Source organism: Solwaraspora sp. WMMD791, assembly GCF_029581195.1.
Lineage (GTDB): Bacteria > Actinomycetota > Actinomycetes > Mycobacteriales > Micromonosporaceae > Micromonospora_E.
In genome coordinates, this window is sequence record NZ_CP120737.1 from 1,578,844 (window position 1) to 1,595,031 (window position 16,188).

At 70.8% G+C, this 16,188-nt stretch carries 15 protein-coding genes; 1 reads left to right on the forward strand and 14 read right to left on the reverse strand.

The annotated features are described in order from the left end of the window. Window positions 1-42: 42 nt before the first annotated feature. The 13 genes from metK to pyrR form a co-directional block, all read right to left on the reverse strand. The gene (metK, locus tag O7623_RS06760; RefSeq protein WP_282227729.1) at window positions 43-1,239 is read right to left on the reverse strand and encodes a methionine adenosyltransferase; all 1,197 of its coding nucleotides are present in this window, start codon (window positions 1,237-1,239) and stop codon (window positions 43-45) included. A 79-nt stretch (window positions 1,240-1,318) separates the two neighbouring features. Further along, the gene (coaBC, locus tag O7623_RS06765; RefSeq protein ID WP_282227730.1) at window positions 1,319-2,584 is read right to left on the reverse strand and encodes a bifunctional phosphopantothenoylcysteine decarboxylase/phosphopantothenate--cysteine ligase CoaBC; all 1,266 of its coding nucleotides are present in this window, start codon (window positions 2,582-2,584) and stop codon (window positions 1,319-1,321) included. Window positions 2,585-2,616: 32 nt separating this feature from the next. Then, window positions 2,617-2,880 carry a DNA-directed RNA polymerase subunit omega gene (gene rpoZ / locus O7623_RS06770; protein ID WP_282227731.1) on the reverse strand — a complete coding sequence of 88 codons (264 nt, stop codon included), beginning with the start codon at window positions 2,878-2,880 and terminating at the stop codon, window positions 2,617-2,619. 58 nt (window positions 2,881-2,938) lie between these two features. Further along, window positions 2,939-3,541 (reverse strand): guanylate kinase, encoded by a 603-nt coding sequence (gene gmk / locus O7623_RS06775; RefSeq protein WP_282227732.1) that lies wholly within the window; start codon window positions 3,539-3,541, stop codon window positions 2,939-2,941. A gap of 32 nt (window positions 3,542-3,573) precedes the next feature. Beyond that, window positions 3,574-3,891, reverse strand: coding sequence for an integration host factor, actinobacterial type (gene mihF, locus O7623_RS06780; protein WP_282227733.1), 318 nt, complete (start codon window positions 3,889-3,891; stop codon window positions 3,574-3,576). 175 nt (window positions 3,892-4,066) lie between these two features. Next, the gene (pyrF, locus tag O7623_RS06785; RefSeq protein ID WP_282227734.1) at window positions 4,067-4,906 is read right to left on the reverse strand and encodes an orotidine-5'-phosphate decarboxylase; all 840 of its coding nucleotides are present in this window, start codon (window positions 4,904-4,906) and stop codon (window positions 4,067-4,069) included. Between the two features lie 55 nt (window positions 4,907-4,961). Beyond that, window positions 4,962-6,389 carry an adenosylmethionine--8-amino-7-oxononanoate transaminase gene (gene bioA / locus O7623_RS06790; protein WP_282227735.1) on the reverse strand — a complete coding sequence of 476 codons (1,428 nt, stop codon included), beginning with the start codon at window positions 6,387-6,389 and terminating at the stop codon, window positions 4,962-4,964. Continuing rightward, on the reverse strand, window positions 6,386-7,456 hold the full coding sequence (locus tag O7623_RS06795; RefSeq protein WP_282227736.1) for a quinone-dependent dihydroorotate dehydrogenase: 1,071 nt from the start codon (window positions 7,454-7,456) through the stop codon (window positions 6,386-6,388). Before O7623_RS06795 ends, bioA begins: the two co-directional genes overlap by 4 nt. After that, window positions 7,453-10,794 carry a carbamoyl-phosphate synthase large subunit gene (gene carB, locus O7623_RS06800; protein WP_282227737.1) on the reverse strand — a complete coding sequence of 1,114 codons (3,342 nt, stop codon included), beginning with the start codon at window positions 10,792-10,794 and terminating at the stop codon, window positions 7,453-7,455. The genes O7623_RS06795 and carB overlap by 4 nt, the downstream gene beginning before the upstream one ends. Further along, entirely contained in the window at window positions 10,787-11,926 is a 1,140-nt protein-coding gene (gene carA, locus O7623_RS06805) for a glutamine-hydrolyzing carbamoyl-phosphate synthase small subunit (RefSeq protein ID WP_282227738.1), read from the reverse strand. The genes carB and carA overlap by 8 nt, the downstream gene beginning before the upstream one ends. Continuing rightward, complete coding sequence (locus O7623_RS06810) at window positions 11,923-13,221, reverse strand: dihydroorotase (RefSeq protein WP_282227739.1); 1,299 nt, start codon at window positions 13,219-13,221, stop codon at window positions 11,923-11,925. Before O7623_RS06810 ends, carA begins: the two co-directional genes overlap by 4 nt. Window positions 13,222-13,312: 91 nt before the next feature. After that, window positions 13,313-14,239: an aspartate carbamoyltransferase catalytic subunit gene (locus O7623_RS06815; protein WP_282227740.1), complete on the reverse strand. Its 927-nt coding sequence runs from the start codon at window positions 14,237-14,239 to the stop codon at window positions 13,313-13,315. Then, a complete protein-coding gene (pyrR, locus tag O7623_RS06820) occupies window positions 14,236-14,826 on the reverse strand; it encodes a bifunctional pyr operon transcriptional regulator/uracil phosphoribosyltransferase PyrR (RefSeq protein WP_282227741.1) in 591 nt (196 codons plus the stop codon). Before pyrR ends, O7623_RS06815 begins: the two co-directional genes overlap by 4 nt. 325 nt (window positions 14,827-15,151) lie before the next feature. Here pyrR and O7623_RS06825 point away from each other — a divergent pair, with 325 nt between their 5' ends. Further along, window positions 15,152-15,640 (forward strand): transcriptional regulator, encoded by a 489-nt coding sequence (locus tag O7623_RS06825; protein WP_282227742.1) that lies wholly within the window; start codon window positions 15,152-15,154, stop codon window positions 15,638-15,640. Between the two features lie 129 nt (window positions 15,641-15,769). On the opposite strand, the gene nusB is transcribed toward O7623_RS06825, so the two are convergent. Further along, complete coding sequence (nusB, locus tag O7623_RS06830) at window positions 15,770-16,177, reverse strand: transcription antitermination factor NusB (RefSeq protein ID WP_282229339.1); 408 nt, start codon at window positions 16,175-16,177, stop codon at window positions 15,770-15,772. Window positions 16,178-16,188 lie beyond the last annotated feature (11 nt).

The following is a 16,188-nucleotide window of genomic DNA, read 5'->3' on the forward strand; positions in this document are numbered from 1 at the left end:
GGCAGGCGGCGGGCGGCCCGCCACCCGACGACACCGCTGGGATCAGGCGCCAGCGGCAGACTTCAGATCCGCCGCCCGGTCCGTGCTCTCCCACGAGAACTCCGGCAACTCCCGACCGAAATGCCCGTACGCCGCCGTCGGCCGATAGATCGGCCGCAACAGATCCAGATCCCGGATGATCGCCGCCGGCCGCAGATCGAACACCTCACCGACCGCCCGCTCGATCCGCTCCACCGGCACCGTCTCCGTACCGAACGTCTCCACGAACAAACTCACCGGATGCGCCTTACCGATCGCATACGCCACCTGCGCCTCACACCGCTCCGCCAACCCCGCCGCGACCACGTTCTTCGCCACCCACCGCATCGCGTACGCCGCCGAACGATCCACCTTCGACGGATCCTTGCCCGAAAACGCCCCACCACCATGCCGGGCATACCCACCGTACGTGTCCACAATAATCTTCCGACCGGTCAGACCCGCGTCACCCATCGGACCACCGATCTCGAACCGACCCGTCGGGTTCACCAACAACCGGTAACCCTCCGTATCCAGACCAAGACCCTCCAACTCCGGCCCGATCACATGCTCACGCACGTCCGGCGTCAACAACGACTCCAACGAGATGTCCGCCGCGTGCTGACTCGACACCACCACCGTGTCCAACCGCACCGGACGCCACCCGTCGTACTCCACCGTCACCTGCGTCTTACCGTCCGGCCGCAGATACGGCACCGTCCCATCCTTACGCACCGCCGACAACCGCCGCGCCAACCGATGCGCCAACGCGATCGGCAACGGCATCAGCTCCGGCGTCTCCGCACACGCGAACCCGAACATCATGCCCTGATCACCCGCGCCCTGCGCGTCCAACGCGTCATCGGCCGACTCACCGACCCGCAACTCGATCGCCGTGTCCACCCCCTGCGCGATGTCCGGCGACTGCGCACCGATCGACACACTCACCCCGCACGACGCCCCGTCGAACCCCTTCTTCGACGAGTCGTACCCGATCCCCAGGATCGTCTCCCGCACGATCGCCGGAATATCGGCGTACGCCTGCGTGGTGACCTCCCCGGCCACATGCACCTGACCGGTGGTGATCAACGTCTCCACAGCGACCCGCGACCGCGGGTCCTGCGCCAGCAACGCATCAAGAATCCCGTCACTGATCTGGTCAGCGATCTTGTCCGGATGACCCTCCGTCACAGACTCGGAGGTGAAAAGGCGGCGTGACACGGTACTCCTTGATTCCGAAGTCATTGGTTCACGGCAGTCTAGTCACCAACGCGGGTGTCTGGCGCCTCGCTGAGCAACGTCACTGCGCCGGGGCCGGTGCCGGCGGCGGTGGACGGTCGGCCCCACCACCGGTGGGACGGGGCAGTCGGTCCCGGACGATGTCCCACACGTCGTCGGCGAGTCGGGCCTTGCTGCGCTCGTCGAGCACGGCGACCGTGCCATCGGCATCGAGCACGGTCGCGGCGTTGGCGTCGGCGCCGAAGACCCGGTCGACGCCGACCTGGTTGGCCACGATCAGGTCGGCGCGTTTGCGCAGCAGCTTCGCCCGGGCGTTCGCCATCAGGTCACCCGTTTCGGCGGCGAACGCGACCAGCAGCTGCCCCGGCCGTTTCGCCGCGCCCAGTTCGGCGGCGATGTCCGGATTGGTAACGAGTTCGATCACAGGAGGACGACCGGAATCGTCCTTCTTGATCTTTTCCGGCGTGTAGGTCGCGGGCCGGAAGTCCGCCGGTGCGGCGGCCATCACCACGACGTCGGCGTGCCGCGCGGCGGCGAGGGTCGCCACCCGTAACTCCTCGGTGCTGCCGACCCGGACCAACTCCACCCCGGCGGGATCGGGCAGCGTCACGTTCGCGGCGATCAACGTGACCTGGGCGCCCCGGGCGGCGGCGGTACGGGCGAACGCGTACCCCTGCTTGCCGGACGACCGGTTGCCGATGAACCGGACCGGGTCGAGTGGTTCGCGGGTCCCGCCGGCGGTCACCACCACCCGTCGCCCGACCAGGTCGGCCCGGCGGGTGCCGGAGCGCTCCAGCACCTCACGCAGGACCTCGAAGATCTGCGCTGGTGCCGGCAGCCGGCCCTTGCCCGAGTCGGCCCCGGTGAGCCGGCCGACGGCCGGCTCGATGACCCGGACCCCCCGGGCCCGCAGCACCGCCACGTTCTGGACGGTCGCCGGGTGCTCCCACATCTCGGTGTGCATCGCCGGAGCGAGCACCACCGGGCAGCGGGCGGTCAGCAGAGTGGTGGTGAGCAGGTCGTCGGCGAGCCCGTGCGCGGCGCGGGCGAGCAGGTCCGCGGTGGCCGGCGCGACCACCACCAGATCCGCCTGCTGCCCGAGGCGCACGTGCGGCACCTCGTGGACGTCGCTCCAGACGTCGTCGGCGACCGGCTGCCCGGACAACGCCGACCAGGTCGCCGCACCGACGAAGCGCAGCGCGGCGGCGGTCGGTACCACGCGCACCTGGTGGCCCGACTCGGTCAGCAGGCGGAGCAGTTCGCAGGCCTTGTACGCGGCGATCCCGCCGCCGACGCCCAGGACGACCCGGGCCGGCCCACGGCCCACGGTAGCGCCGTCAGGGCCTGCTGGGGCGCCGCTCAGGGCTGGTCGGTGGGCTCGGCGACGAGCAGGCCGGAGTTGATCTCCCGCATGGCGATGGAGAGCGGCTTCTCCTGCGGGGTGGTCTCGACCAGCGGGCCGACGTACTCCAGCAGGCCCTCGCCGAGCTGGCTGTAGTAGGCGTTGACCTGACGGGCACGCTTGGCGGCGAAGATCACCAGGGCGTACTTCGACGAGGTCTTCTCCAGCAGCTCGTCGATGGGCGGGTTGGTGATGCCTTCCGGGCTGGCGATGGATCCCACGGATGCAACCTCTGTGTCGTCGAGTCAGGTGTGTCGCCGGGTCAGCCCGTGCCCTGAGTCAGGCCGTGTGCTGTGGATGTGCCGGCGCCAATAACGATGAACCGAGCAATCCTACCAGCTCGGCGGCGGCCCGACCGACCTGGTCGTTGACCACGGTCACGTCGAACTCCTGCTCGGCGGCGAGCTCCTCGTCGGCGTGCGCCAGCCGGCGGCGGATCGTCTCCTCGTCGTCCGTGCCCCGACCGACGAGTCGCCGCTTGAGCTCCTCGACGCTGGGCGGGGCGAGGAACACCAGCTGGGCCTCGGGCATCGCCTTACGGACCTGCCGGGCACCCTGCAGGTCGATCTTGAGCAGGACCGGCTCACCGGCGCGCAACCGCTGTTCGACCGCGCTACGCGGGGTGCCGTACAGGTTTCCGGCGAACTCGGCCCATTCGAGCAGCTCCCCGCTGGCGGCCATCCGCTCGAACTCGGGCCGGTCGACGAAGTAGTAGTGGACGCCGTCGACCTCGTAGTCCCGCATCGGGCGGGTGGTCACCGAGACGGACAGCCAGATCCAGGGCGAGCGCGCCCGGATCAGCTCGATCACGCTGTCCTTGCCGACCCCCGAGGGGCCGGAGAGGACCGTGAGCCGAGCTGCCGGGCGCGCGTCGTCATACATGGTCACTGCTTGTTTCTACACCCTGCCGCGAGTCAGTTCGCGGCGAACTCCCCGAGCAGGGCCTTGCGCTGCTGGTCGCCGAGCCCACGGAGACGACGGCTGTCGGCGATCTTGAGCTTCTCCATGATCTGGGTCGCCCGGATCTTGCCGATGCCCGGCATCGCCTGCAGCACGGCGGAAACCTTCAGCTTGCCGACAACGTCGTCGGACTCCGCCCGGTCGAGCACGGCGGCGAGGGTGGTCTTGCCCTGCTTGAGCTGCTCCTTCAACTCAGCACGGGCCTTACGGATCTCCGCGGCCTTCGCCAGCGCGGCTGCGCGCTGTTCGGGGGTCAGTGACGGGAGCGGCACCAGTTCTCCTCAGGTCCCTATCGCGACGGGCGGATCGCACCGCCGCATCTGTGAAACGTGGTGTGGCTGGGTCCCAAAGGGGCATGTGGTTCCCAGCGCCGGGAAAACTAGCGGTCAGCGACGTTTTCGGCAACGTGGGACCCCCCCGATCACTGCCTGGTGATGGATCGCTCACTCAGATCGCAGGGTCCAGTGCAGCCCGGCACTTAGCAAGCGTCTGTTCGGCCGAAGCCCGCAACGCCGCCACTTCCGGCCCGCTGCGCAGCACCTGTCGCGAGTACGAGGGCAGGACTGCGGAAAGCGCTTGCCCGAACACGGTCCGCAGGTCCTCGGGCCGGCCCCCTTGCTCACCAAGGCCCGGTGCGAGCAGCGGGCCATTGACGTTCGACAGTTCGTGACCGGTGTCGCCAACGGTCGCTCCGACCACCAGACCGAAACTGCCAATGGGCTGCGCACCCGCGTTGAGCTGCGAAATCTCATCGATCACCGTCTGCGCGACTGTGCGCCCATCGGACAGCCGTGCATGTTGCACCTGACGGCCTTCCGGATTCGAGGTCAACGCGAGCACGAAGACGCCACCACCGTGTTCGGCGGCCGACTCGAACATCGGCGCCAACGCGCCGACCCCCAGAAACGGGCTGGCCGTGACGGCGTCGGCGGCCAACGGACTGGCCGGATCGAGATACGCCGAGGCATACGCGGCGGCCGTGGACCCGATGTCGCCCCGCTTCACATCGAGCAGGACGAGCACCCCGGCGTCGCGCAACTGTCGGATAGTTGACTCAAGCACGGCGATGCCGGCGGACCCGAAACGTTCGAAGAACGCCGACTGCGGCTTGGCCACCGCGACCACGTCACCGAGCGCGTCGACCACCGTCGCGGTGAACCGCGCCAGGCCGTCGACATCGTCGGGCAGGCCCCACTGGGCCAGTAGTTGCGGATGCGGGTCGATGCCCACGCACAGCGGGCCACGGACGGCCACCGCCCGGTGCAGCCGCTCGCCAAAGGTCTCCATCGGTTGTCTCCTTGTCCGGCGGTCCGGCACGCGGACCGGCGAAAGCCGGCCGGGGTCATCCTCGGCGCGGTACCGCTGCGGCCGCAGCCGCCATCGCGCGGGCGATCCGCGCGACGTCGTCGTCGTCGGTCAGGTAGGGCGGCATGGTGTAGATCAGATCCCGGAAGGGGCGTAGCCAGACTCCTTCGGCCACCGCCGCGTCGGTCGCCGCCGCCACGTCGACCGGACGGTCCAACTGCACCACCCCGATGGCACCGAGCACCCGTACGTCGCGCACCCCGGGCAGCGCCGCGACCGGAGCCAGGCCGGCCCGCAGGCCGGCCTCGATCCGCCGTACGGCGTGCCGCCAGAACGGTCCGGCGGCCGGCCCACCGGTGGCCGCCGCCAGCGGACCGGTCGCCGCGCCGCCGGGTCCGGAACCCGCAGCGCCGCCGGGTCCGGAACCCGCAGCGCCGCCGGCGACCGGGGCCCGCAGCAGGTCGATCGAGGCATTGGCCACCGCGCAGGCCAACGGGTTGCCCATGAAGGTGGGTCCGTGCGCCAGCACCCCGTCGGCGGAGATGCCGGCAGCCACCTCGGGCGTGCACAGAGCGGCGGCCAGTGTCAGGTACCCACCGGTCAACGCCTTGCCCAGACAGAGCACGTCAGGGGTGACACCCGCGTGCTCTGCGGCAAAGAACGCGCCGGTACGGCCGAAGCCGGTGGCGATCTCGTCGAAGATCAGCAGTACGTCGTGCGCCGCAGTCACCTCCCGCAGCGCCCGCAGGTACCCGGGGTGGTGGAAGCGCATCCCGCCGGTGCCCTGCACCACCGGCTCGACGATCACCGCGGCGATCTCGTCGGCGTGCCGGGCGATCCCGTCGACCAGCTCGGCGAGATAGCTCTCGTCGGCAACCGCACCGAAGTCCGCCGGCGGAGCGGACACGAACACCTGCGCCGGCAGCACCCCCCGCCACAGGTGGTGCATCCCGCCCTCGGGATCGCAGACGCTCATCGGGTGGAAGGTGTCGCCGTGGTAGCCGCCCCGCCAGGTGGCCAGCCGCCGCTTACCGGGCCGGCCCCGGGCCAACTGGTACTGCAGACACATCTTGATCGCGACCTCGACGCTGACCGAGCCGGAGTCGCAGAGGAAGACGTGCTCCAGGCCGGGCGGGGTGATCTGCACCAGGGTGTGCGCGAGCCGGACCGCCGGCTCGTGGGTCAGGCCGCCGAACATCACGTGCGCCATCCGGCCCAGCTGGTCGGTGACGGCCGCGTCGAGCACCGGGTGCCGGTAGCCGTGCACGGCCGCCCACCACGACGACATCCCGTCGATCAGCTCCCGACCGTCGGCCAGCCGCAGCCGGACCCCGGCGGCGCTGTCCACCAGGTACGGCGCGACGGCCGGGGGCAGGGCGGCGTACGGGTGCCAGACGTGCCGGCGGTCGATGTCGAGCAGCTGCGCCGGCTGCCACCCACCGCGCACCGGCTGCTGCGCGCTCATCGCCCCGGTACCCGCCGGACGATCGCCCGGACCAGCGCCGGCCCCCGGTAGATGAACCCGGTGTAGAGCTGCACCAGGCTGGCCCCGGCGTCGAACATCCGGGCCGCGTCGTCCGGGTCGAGGATGCCACCGACCCCGACGATCGGCAGCGCTCCGTCGGTCTCCCGATGGACGAAGGAGACCACTTCGCGGGCCCGTTCGGTCAACGGACGGCCGGACAGCCCGCCGGTCTGCTGCGCCGCGCCGGTGTCAGCGACGGCCAGGCCGGTGCGGGACAGGGTGGTGTTGGTGGCGACGACCCCGGCCGCGCCCCGAGCAAGGCAGACCTCCAGCAGTTCGGCGATGGCCGGCTCGGACAGGTCCGGTGCGATCTTGACCAGGATCGGGCGCTCCCCCACCAGCGTGGCCAGCAGCGTGTCGAGGTGTTCCCGGTCCTGCAGCTGCCGCAACCCGGGGGTGTTCGGCGAGGAGACGTTGATCACAAAATACTGTCCATAGCCGCTGAGCGCCTTGTACGACGCCAGGTAGTCGTCCACCGCCTCCTCGATCGGGACGACCTTCGACTTGCCCAGCGAGATGCCCAGCGGCACCGGGCGGTCGGCGTACGCCGGGTGGGACCGGCCGAACCCGCGCCGCTGCTCCAACCGGCCGAGGACGGCGAGCCGGTCGGCGAGCGCCTCGGCACCGGCGTTGTTGAATCCCATCCGGTTGATCACCGCTTCGCTGGCCGGCAGCCGGAACAGCCGGGGCCGGGGATTGCCCGGCTGCGCGTGAGCGGTGACGGTGCCGACCTCGACGAAGCCGAAGCCGAGCGCCGGCCAGGCCGGCAATGCCAGGCCGTCCTTGTCCATCCCGGCGGCCAGCCCGACCGGGTTGGGAAAGTCGACCCCGAAGACGGTACGCGGCGCGGCCACCGCGTACCGGGCCCGCAGCGCGGCCAGCGCCACCGGGTACCGCGACAGCGTGGCCAGCCGGTGCAGGGTCCACTCGTGGGCGGTCTCGGCGTCGCCGCCACCGAGGCGGAACAACGCCGAGCGGGCCAGCCGGTAGCCGCCCCCGCCGCTCACCGCCCCGCCTGCCCGCCGGCTGTCTCGGGCCGCAGCGCCGCGTGCAGCTGCTGCAACGGCCGGACCGACATGTCGCCGTTGATCAGCGCCTCGATGCCCATCACCGCGGCGGCCACCCCTGGCACGGTGGTGACACAGGGGGTGTCGGCGCCCACCGCCGCGCTGCGGATCTCGTACCCGTCGGAGCGGGCGCTGGCCCCGGAGCCCTGCGGGGTGTTGATCACCAGCGCGAACTCCCCGGCGGCGATCAACGACACCGCGTCCGGGCCGCCCTCACCGGGCTCCTCCCAGTGTTTGCGGGCCAGCTCGCAGGAGATGCCGTGGCGGCGCAGCACCTCGGCGGTGCCGGCCGTGGCCACGATGTCGAACCCGAGGTCGGCCAGCCGCTTCACCGGGAAGATCATCGACCGCTTGTCGCGGTTGGCGACCGAGACGAAGATCTTGCCGCTGGTCGGCAACGACCCGTACGCCGCCGCCTGGGACTTGGCGAATGCGTTGCCGTACGCCGGGTCGATGCCCATCACCTCACCGGTGGACTTCATCTCCGGGCCGAGCAGCGAGTCGACGCCGTGCCCGGCGCGGGTGCGGAACCGCTTGAACGGCAGCACCGCCTCCTTGACCGCGATCGGCGCGTCCGGCGGCAGCGTACCGCCGTCGCCGGTGGCCGGCAGCAGCCCTTCGGCCCGCAGCTGCGCCACGGTGGCACCGAGCATGATCCGGGCCGCCGCCTTGGCCAGCGGCACCGCCGTGGCCTTGGAGACGAACGGCACGGTCCGCGAGGCGCGGGGGTTGGCCTCCAGCACGTACAGCACGTCGTCCTTGAGCGCGTACTGGACGTTGAGCAGGCCACGGACCCCGACGCCGCGGGCGATCTGCTCGGTGTAGTGCCGGATGGTGGCCAGGTGCGGGGCGGCCAGGGTGATCGGCGGCAGCGCGCAGGACGAGTCGCCGGAGTGGATGCCGGCCTCCTCGATGTGTTCCATCACCCCGCCGAGGTAGACCTCGCCGGTGGCGTCGCAGAGCGCGTCCACGTCGATTTCGATGGCGTCGTCGAGGAACCGGTCGACCAGCACCGGGTGCTCCGGTGAGATGTCGGTGGCCCGACCGATGTAGTCACGCAGCGTCGCGTCGTCGTAGACGATCTCCATGCCGCGCCCGCCGAGTACGTACGACGGGCGGACCAGCACCGGGTAGCCGATCTCGTCGGCGATCGCCTTGGCCTGCTCGAACGACACGGCGGTGCCGTGCGCCGGAGCGCGCAGCCCGGCCCGGGCCAGCACCTGACCGAACGCGCCGCGTTCCTCGGCGAGGTGGATCGAGGCCGGTGGGGTGCCGACGATCGGCACGCCGGCGTCGGCGAGGCGCTGCGCCAGTCCGAGCGGGGTCTGACCGCCCAGCTGGACGATCACGCCGACCACACCGGGGCCACCCGAGGCCCTGCCGCTGGCGTCCTCGGCCTGCCAGACCTCCAGGACGTCTTCGAAGGTCAACGGCTCGAAGTAGAGCCGGTCGGCGGTGTCGTAGTCGGTGGAGACCGTCTCCGGGTTGCAGTTGACCATGACGGTCTCGTAGTCGGCCAGCGCCATCACCGCGTGCACGCAGGAGTAGTCGAACTCGATGCCCTGCCCGATGCGGTTCGGCCCGGAACCGAGGATCAGCACCTTCGGCCGGTCCGACCCGACGACCTCGGTCTCGACGTCGTAGCTGGAGTAGTGGTACGGCGTACGGGCGGCGAACTCGGCGGCGCAGGTGTCGACGGTCTTGTAGACCGGGCGCAGGCCGAGCCGGTGCCGCAACGCCCGTACCCCGTCCTCGCCGGCGAGCTCCGGACGCAGCGCGGCCACCTGCCGGTCGGACAGTCCGGCCCGCTTGGCCCGGCGCAGCAGCGCGGCGTCGAGCACCGGTGCGGCCTCGATCTCGGCGCGCAGCGCGACCAGACCGGCGATCTCCTCGAGGAACCAGGGGTCGATGCCGCCGGAGGCGACGTGGACCTGATCGACGGTGGCACCCAGCCGCAGGGCCCGTTCGACGGTGTAGAGCCGGCCGTCGTGCGGGGTGCCCAGCTCGGCCAGGGTGGACTCGACGGTGGCGTCGGCCGGGTCGGGTACCGTCCAGAACCCGGCGGCTTTGGTCTCCATCGAGCGCATCGCCTTGTTCAGCGCCTCGGTGAAGTTGCGGCCCAGGCTCATCGCCTCGCCGACCGACTTCATCGTGGTGGTCAGCTCCGGGTCGGCGCCCGGGAACTTCTCGAACGCGAACCGGGGGATCTTGACCACGACGTAGTCGAGGACCGGTTCGAACGCGGCCGGGGTCTGCTTGGTGATGTCGTTGGGGATCTCGTCGAGGGTGTAGCCGATGGCCAGCTTGGCGGCGATCTTCGCGATCGGGAAGCCGGTCGCCTTGGAGGCCAGCGCCGACGAGCGGGACACCCGGGGGTTCATCTCGATCACGACGAGTCGGCCGGTCTGCGGGTGCACGGCGAACTGGATGTTGCAGCCGCCGGTGTCGACGCCGACCTCCCGCAGTACGGCGATCCCCATGTCGCGCATCTGCTGGTACTCGCGGTCGGTGAGGGTCATCGCCGGGGCCACGGTGACGCTGTCGCCGGTGTGCACCCCCATCGGGTCGATGTTCTCGATGGAGCAGACCACGACCACGTTGTCGTTGCGGTCGCGCATCAGCTCCAGCTCGTACTCCTTCCAGCCGAGCACGCTCTCCTCGATGAGCACCTCGTGCACCGGGGAGGCCGCCAGCCCCGCGCCGGCGATGCGCTCCAGGTCGTCCGGGGTGTGGGCCATGCCGGAGCCGAGCCCGCCCATGGTGAACGACGGCCGGATGACCACCGGCAGACCCAGTTCGGCGACGGTGTCGCGGACCTCGGCCATGCTGTGGCAGACCCGGCTGCGCGGGGTCTCGCCGCCAGCGGTGGCGACGATGTCCTTGAACAGCTGCCGGTCCTCGCCACGGCGGATCGCGTCGATGTTCGCGCCGATCAGCTCCACGCCGTACTTGTCCAGCACGCCGGCTTCGTGCAGCGCGACCGCGGTGTTCAGCGCGGTCTGCCCGCCGAGGGTGGGCAGCAGGGCGTCGGGACGCTCGCGGGCGATGACCAGCTCGACGAACTCGGGCGTGATCGGCTCGACGTAGGTGGCGTCGGCGAACTCGGGGTCGGTCATGATGGTCGCCGGGTTGGAGTTGACCAGCGACACGCGCAGCCCTTCGGCGCGCAGCACCCGGCACGCCTGGGTGCCGGAGTAGTCGAACTCGCAGGCCTGGCCGATGATGATCGGCCCGGAACCGATCACCATGACATGCTGCAGATCTGTCCGCTTAGGCATGTTTTCCCTCGATGAGCTCGACGAACCGGTCGAACAGGTAGTCCGCGTCGTGCGGGCCGGCCGCCGCTTCCGGGTGGTACTGGACGGTGAACGCCGGCACGTCACGTGCCCGCAGCCCCTCGACCACGTCGTCGTTGAGGCACACGTGGCTCACCTCGACGCCACCGAAGTCGGTGTCGATCACCGTGTTCAGCGGGGCGTCCACGGCGAACCCGTGGTTGTGGCTGGTCACCTCGACCTTGCCGGTGGCCCGGTCGAGTACCGGCTGGTTGATCCCACGGTGGCCGTAGCCGAGCTTGTAGGTGCCGAAGCCCAGCGCCCGGCCGAGGATCTGCGAGCCGAAACAGATGCCGAACAGCGGGATCCGGCGCCCCATCACCTGGCGGGCCAGCGCGACCGGATGGTCGGCGGTGGCCGGGTCACCCGGCCCCGGCGAGAAGAACACCGCGTCCGGGCTGGTCGCCAGGACCTCGTCCAGCGTCGAGGTCGCCGGCAGCACGTGGGTGGTCACCCCACGCTCGGACAACCGGCGCGGCACGTTGCGCTTGATGCCCAGGTCCAGCGCGGCGACCGTGTAGCGGTGCTCGCCCTGGGCGGCGACCGTGTACGGCTGGCCGGTCGTCACCTCGGCGGACAGGTCGGCACCGACCATCTGCGGGCTCTGGCGGACCTTGGCGAGCAGTTCCTGCGGGTCGTCGGTCAGGCTGGACACCCCGACCCGCATCACCCCCCGGTCACGCAGGTGACGGGTCAGCGCCCGGGTGTCGACCCCGCAGATGCCCACCACGCCGTCGGCGGCCAGCCGCTGCTCCAGGTCGCCGGTGGCGCGCCAGTTGGACGGGCGGCGGGCCGGATCCCGGACCACGTAGCCGGCCACCCAGATCCGGTCGGACTCGTCGTCGTCGGCGTTGACCCCGGTGTTGCCGATGTGCGGTGCGGTCTGCACCACCACCTGTCGGTGGTAGGAGGGGTCGGTCAGCGTCTCCTGGTAGCCGGTCATCGCGGTGGTGAACACCGCCTCGCCGAAGGTCTCCCCGACCGCGCCGTAGCTCTCGCCCGGGAAGACCCGGCCGTCCTCGAGCACCAGCAGCGCCGGTACCCGCCGCGGCGCGGCGGTGGCGTCGTCGTTCATCGCACGGCCTTTCCGTCGAGCACGGTCGCGTCGCCGTGCAGGAAGGTGGCGACCACCTGGCCGGGCAGCACCATCCGCGCGTACGGGGTGTTGCGGCTGCGGCTGGCCAGCTCCCCCGGGTCGACGGTCCGGCTGGCGGCCGGGTCGACCAGGGTGAGGTTCGCCGGGACGCCCGGCGCGGGGTCGTGCCCGTGCGCGGTCAGCCCGGCGATCCGGGCCGGGGCCCGGGACATCCGCTCGGCGATCAGCTCCCAGTCTGGTACACCGTCGGCGTCGTGCAGGGCGGTCGTGAGCAGCACCACGGACAGGGCGGTCTCCAACCCGAGCATGCCGGGTCGGGCGTACGCCCACTCGCACTCCTTGTCCTCGACGGCGTGCGGAGCGTGGTCGGTGGCGACGATGTCGATGACGCCCTCGGCGAGCGCGGCCCGCAGCGCGGCGACGTCGGCGCCGGTACGCAGCGGCGGGTTGACCTTGAACACCGGGTCGTAGCTGACCGGCGCCTCGTGGGTGAGCAGAAGATGGTGCGGGGTGACCTCGGCGGTGATCCGTACGCCGCGCGCCTTGGCCTGCCGGACGATCTCCACGCTGCCGGCGGTGGACAGGTGGCACACATGCAGCCGGCTGCCGACGTGTTCGGCCAGCAGCGCGTCCCGGGCGATGATCGCCTCCTCGGCGACCGCCGGCCAGCCGGTCAGGCCGAGCCGGGTGGAGATCTCGCCCTCGTGCATCTGGGCGCCCTCGGTCAGCCGAGGCTCCTCGGCGTGCTGGGCGATGACGCCGTCGAAGGCCTTGACGTACTCCAGGGCGCGGCGCATCAACCGGGGATCGGCGACGCAGTGTCCGTCGTCGGAGAAGATCCGCACGGCGGCGGCGGAGTCGGCCATCGCGCCCAGTTCGGCGAGACGTTCACCGGCCAGACCGACGGTGACCGCACCGATCGGCTGCACGTCGACCAGACCGGCCTGCCGGCCGAGCCGCCAGACCTGCTCGACGACGCCGGCGGTGTCGGCGACCGGCGAGGTGTTGGCCATGGCGCAGACCGCGGTGTAACCACCGAGCGCGGCGGCCCGCGACCCGGTCTCGACCGTCTCGGCGTCCTCCCGGCCGGGCTCACGTAGGTGGGTGTGCAGGTCGACCAGGCCGGGCAGGGCGACCAGGCCGTCGGCGTCGACCACCTGGGCACCGGCGGCACTCACACCGGGGCCGGCCTCGGCGACGACGCCGTCGCGCAGCAGCAGGTCGGTCCGCTCCCGGCCGAGGACGCGCACGCCCTTGATCAGGTACGCGCTCACAGCGAGATCCTTTCGTCGTACGCCTGAGGTCCGTGGTCCCCTCGGAGGTGCTGGTGCGATCGGGGTGACTGGTGCGGGTGACCCTCGTGGCTCATGCGCCGCGACCACCCAGCAGCAGGTAGAGCACGGCCATCCGGACGCTTACCCCGTTGGCGACCTGTTCCACGATCGTCGACCGGGGCGAATCGGCCACGTCGGCGGATATCTCCATGCCCCGGTTCATCGGGCCGGGGTGCATCACGATGGCGTGGTCGGGCAGTCGGCGCATCCTGGCACCGTCGAGGCCGTACCGGCGGGAGTACTCCCGGGCCGACGGAAAGTAGGAGTCGGCCATCCGTTCGTGCTGCACCCGCAGCATCATCACCACGTCGGCGGTGGGCAGCACGGTGTCCAGGTCGTAGCCGACGCCGACCCCGGAGGCGAGCGCGGTGGCGATGTCGACCGGGATCAGCGGCGGCGGCCCCACCAGGGTGACCTTGGCACCGAGAGTGGTCAGCAACAGCACGTTGGAGCGGGCCACCCGGCTGTGCAGCACGTCGCCGACGATCACCACGTGCAGGCCGGCGAGGCGGCCCAGCCGGGCCCGGACGGTGTACGCGTCGAGCAGTGCCTGCGTCGGGTGCTCGTGGGTGCCGTCACCGGCGTTGACGACCGAACCGTCGACCCAGTTGGCGAGCCGGTGCGGTGCCCCGGACGCGGGGTGGCGGATCACCACCGCGTCGGCCCCCATCGCCTGCAGGGTGAGCGCGGTGTCCTTGAGGCTCTCGCCCTTGGAGACGCTGGAACCCTTGGCCGAGAAGTTGATCACGTCGGCGGAGAGGCGCTTGGCAGCGGCCTCGAACGAGATCCGGGTCCGGGTGGAGTCCTCGTAGAAGAGGTTGACCACGGTCCGTCCGCGCAGGGTCGGCAACTTCTTGACCTCCCGGCCGGCCAGCGAGGCAAGCTCGACCGCGGTGTCCAGGATCCGGGTGGCGGTGGCGGCGTCCAGGTCGGCGCCGGACAGCAGGTGTCGGATCATCGGTGGCTCCCGTCCCGCGTCGGTGCCGGGTCCTGCGCCGTCGGACCCGGCGAGCTGAACAGCCGTACCTCGTCGGTGCCGTCGGTCTCGGCGAGCAGCACCTTGACGTTCTCGGTCAGCGCGGTCGGGATGTTCTTGCCCACGTAGTCGGCGCGGATCGGCAGCTCGCGGTGCCCCCGGTCGACCAGGACCGCCAGCTGGACCGAGCTGGGCCGGCCGAGGTCACTGATCGCGTCCAGGGCCGCGCGTACCGTCCGGCCCGAATAGAGGACGTCGTCGACCAGGATCACCCGTTGCCCGTCGATGCCGGCCGGGGGCAGATCGGTGGGGCCGACGGCCCGGGTCGCCTTGAGTCGCAGATCGTCCCGGTAAAGAGTGATATCCAGCACACCGACGGGGACGTCGACGCCCTCGAAGGTCCGGATCCGGTCGGCCAGGCGACGGGCGAGCGGAATGCCCCGGGTGGGAATTCCGAGCAGTACGGTGCGCTGCGCGCCGCTGGTCTTCTCCAGCACCTGATGGGCGATCCGGTCGACGGTTCGCGCAATGTCTGCGCTGGTCAGGATGCACTTTACGGACGGTGGCATCGTCGCCGGTGATTGGGTGGCCGATGGGTAGGCCACAGCGGACCTCCTTCCCCGCCTCACGGGACGGGTCGTTAAAGGACGTCGGGGGCACCGCCAGCCGGGCACCCGGCTGGTCAGCGGTCACGCCGAACGTTACCAGCGTCCACCGGTCGTCCCGATCAGGGGCGCTGAGTGTCGCATCAGTAGGACGAAATTCCGGGCAAGTCGTTACGATCTTGCTCACTCATTACTATTCACCACTTGACCGCGCTTGCGAACCGCCGTACCGTCACGCTCCGTAGCGATCGCTGGGGAAAGCCCCGGGCAAAGCACTGGGAGAGTCCGTATGCCCTCTGAGTACGCCAAGTCGTTGGGCGCCCGCCTGCGCTCCATCCGTCAGCAGCAGGGGCTGTCCCTGCAGGGGGTGGAGGAGAAGTCGAACGGGCGTTGGAAGGCTGTCGTCGTCGGTTCCTACGAGCGTGGGGACCGGGCTGTCACCGTCTCCCGCCTGGCTGAGCTGGCCGACTTCTACCGGGTTCCGGTGTCGGAACTGCTGCCCGACGGCAGCGGGGTACGCCACGAACCCACCAGCAAGATCGTCCTGGACCTGGAGCGGCTGTACGACGAGGTCGCCGACGACCTCGCCTACGTCGCCCGGTACGCCCGGGCGATCCAGCAGCAGCGTGGCGACTACAACGGTCGGGTGCTCTCCATCCGCGCCGACGACCTGCGCGCCCTGGCGATCGTGTACGACTCGTCGCCGTCCGGCCTGATCGAACGGCTGAACGAGCACGGCGTACTGGTCGCCGACCCCCGGGCGTTCTTCGCCTCCTGACGCCAGCCGGCACACCACACGGCGACGGGGTCCGATCCTGCGGGATCGGACCCCGTCGCCTACGGGACAGCACGGCAGCGAACGCCAGCTCGCCGACGTGGCCCGGACAGCCGGAGACGGCACGGCCGCCTAGTGCGGGGTGTACTCGGCGATCCGGTCCAGCAACCCGTTGAGGAACCGTGGCGAATCGTCGGTCGACATCTGCCGGGCCAGTTCCACCGCCTCGGTGATGGCCACCGGGTCGTCGATCTCGTCGACGTAGAGCAACTCGAACACGGCAATGCGGGCCAGGTTGCGGTCGACCACCGGCATCCGTTCCAGCGTCCACCCCTCGGCATAGCTGCCGATCAGCTCGTCGATCCGGCTGCGGTGCCGGGAAACGCCCTCCACCAGACCGATCGCGTAGTCGAGGTGCTCCGGGCGCGGTGACAACCGGGCGACGTAGCCGACCAGCACCTGCTCCGGCGGGATGTCCCGCAGGTCCGCCTCGTAGAGCACGTCGAGGGCCCGCTTACGCGCCTTGCGGCGCGCCGGCATCGAGGTCTTCG

Coding starts and splice junctions, on each gene's coding strand:
- gmk (WP_282227732.1), bottom strand. CDS start 3,541: ATGTATGACGACGCGCGCCCGGCAGCTCGGCTCACGGTCCTCTCCGGC.
- pyrF (WP_282227734.1), bottom strand. CDS start 4,906: ATGGAGACCTTTGGCGAGCGGCTGCACCGGGCGGTGGCCGTCCGTGGC.
- bioA (WP_282227735.1), bottom strand. CDS start 6,389: ATGAGCGCGCAGCAGCCGGTGCGCGGTGGGTGGCAGCCGGCGCAGCTG.
- carB (WP_282227737.1), bottom strand. CDS start 10,794: ATGCCTAAGCGGACAGATCTGCAGCATGTCATGGTGATCGGTTCCGGG.
- carA (WP_282227738.1), bottom strand. CDS start 11,926: ATGAACGACGACGCCACCGCCGCGCCGCGGCGGGTACCGGCGCTGCTG.
- O7623_RS06815 (WP_282227740.1), bottom strand. CDS start 14,239: ATGATCCGACACCTGCTGTCCGGCGCCGACCTGGACGCCGCCACCGCC.
- pyrR (WP_282227741.1), bottom strand. CDS start 14,826: ATGCCACCGTCCGTAAAGTGCATCCTGACCAGCGCAGACATTGCGCGA.
- O7623_RS06825 (WP_282227742.1), top strand. CDS start 15,152: ATGCCCTCTGAGTACGCCAAGTCGTTGGGCGCCCGCCTGCGCTCCATC.
- nusB (WP_282229339.1), bottom strand. CDS start 16,177: ATGCCGGCGCGCCGCAAGGCGCGTAAGCGGGCCCTCGACGTGCTCTAC.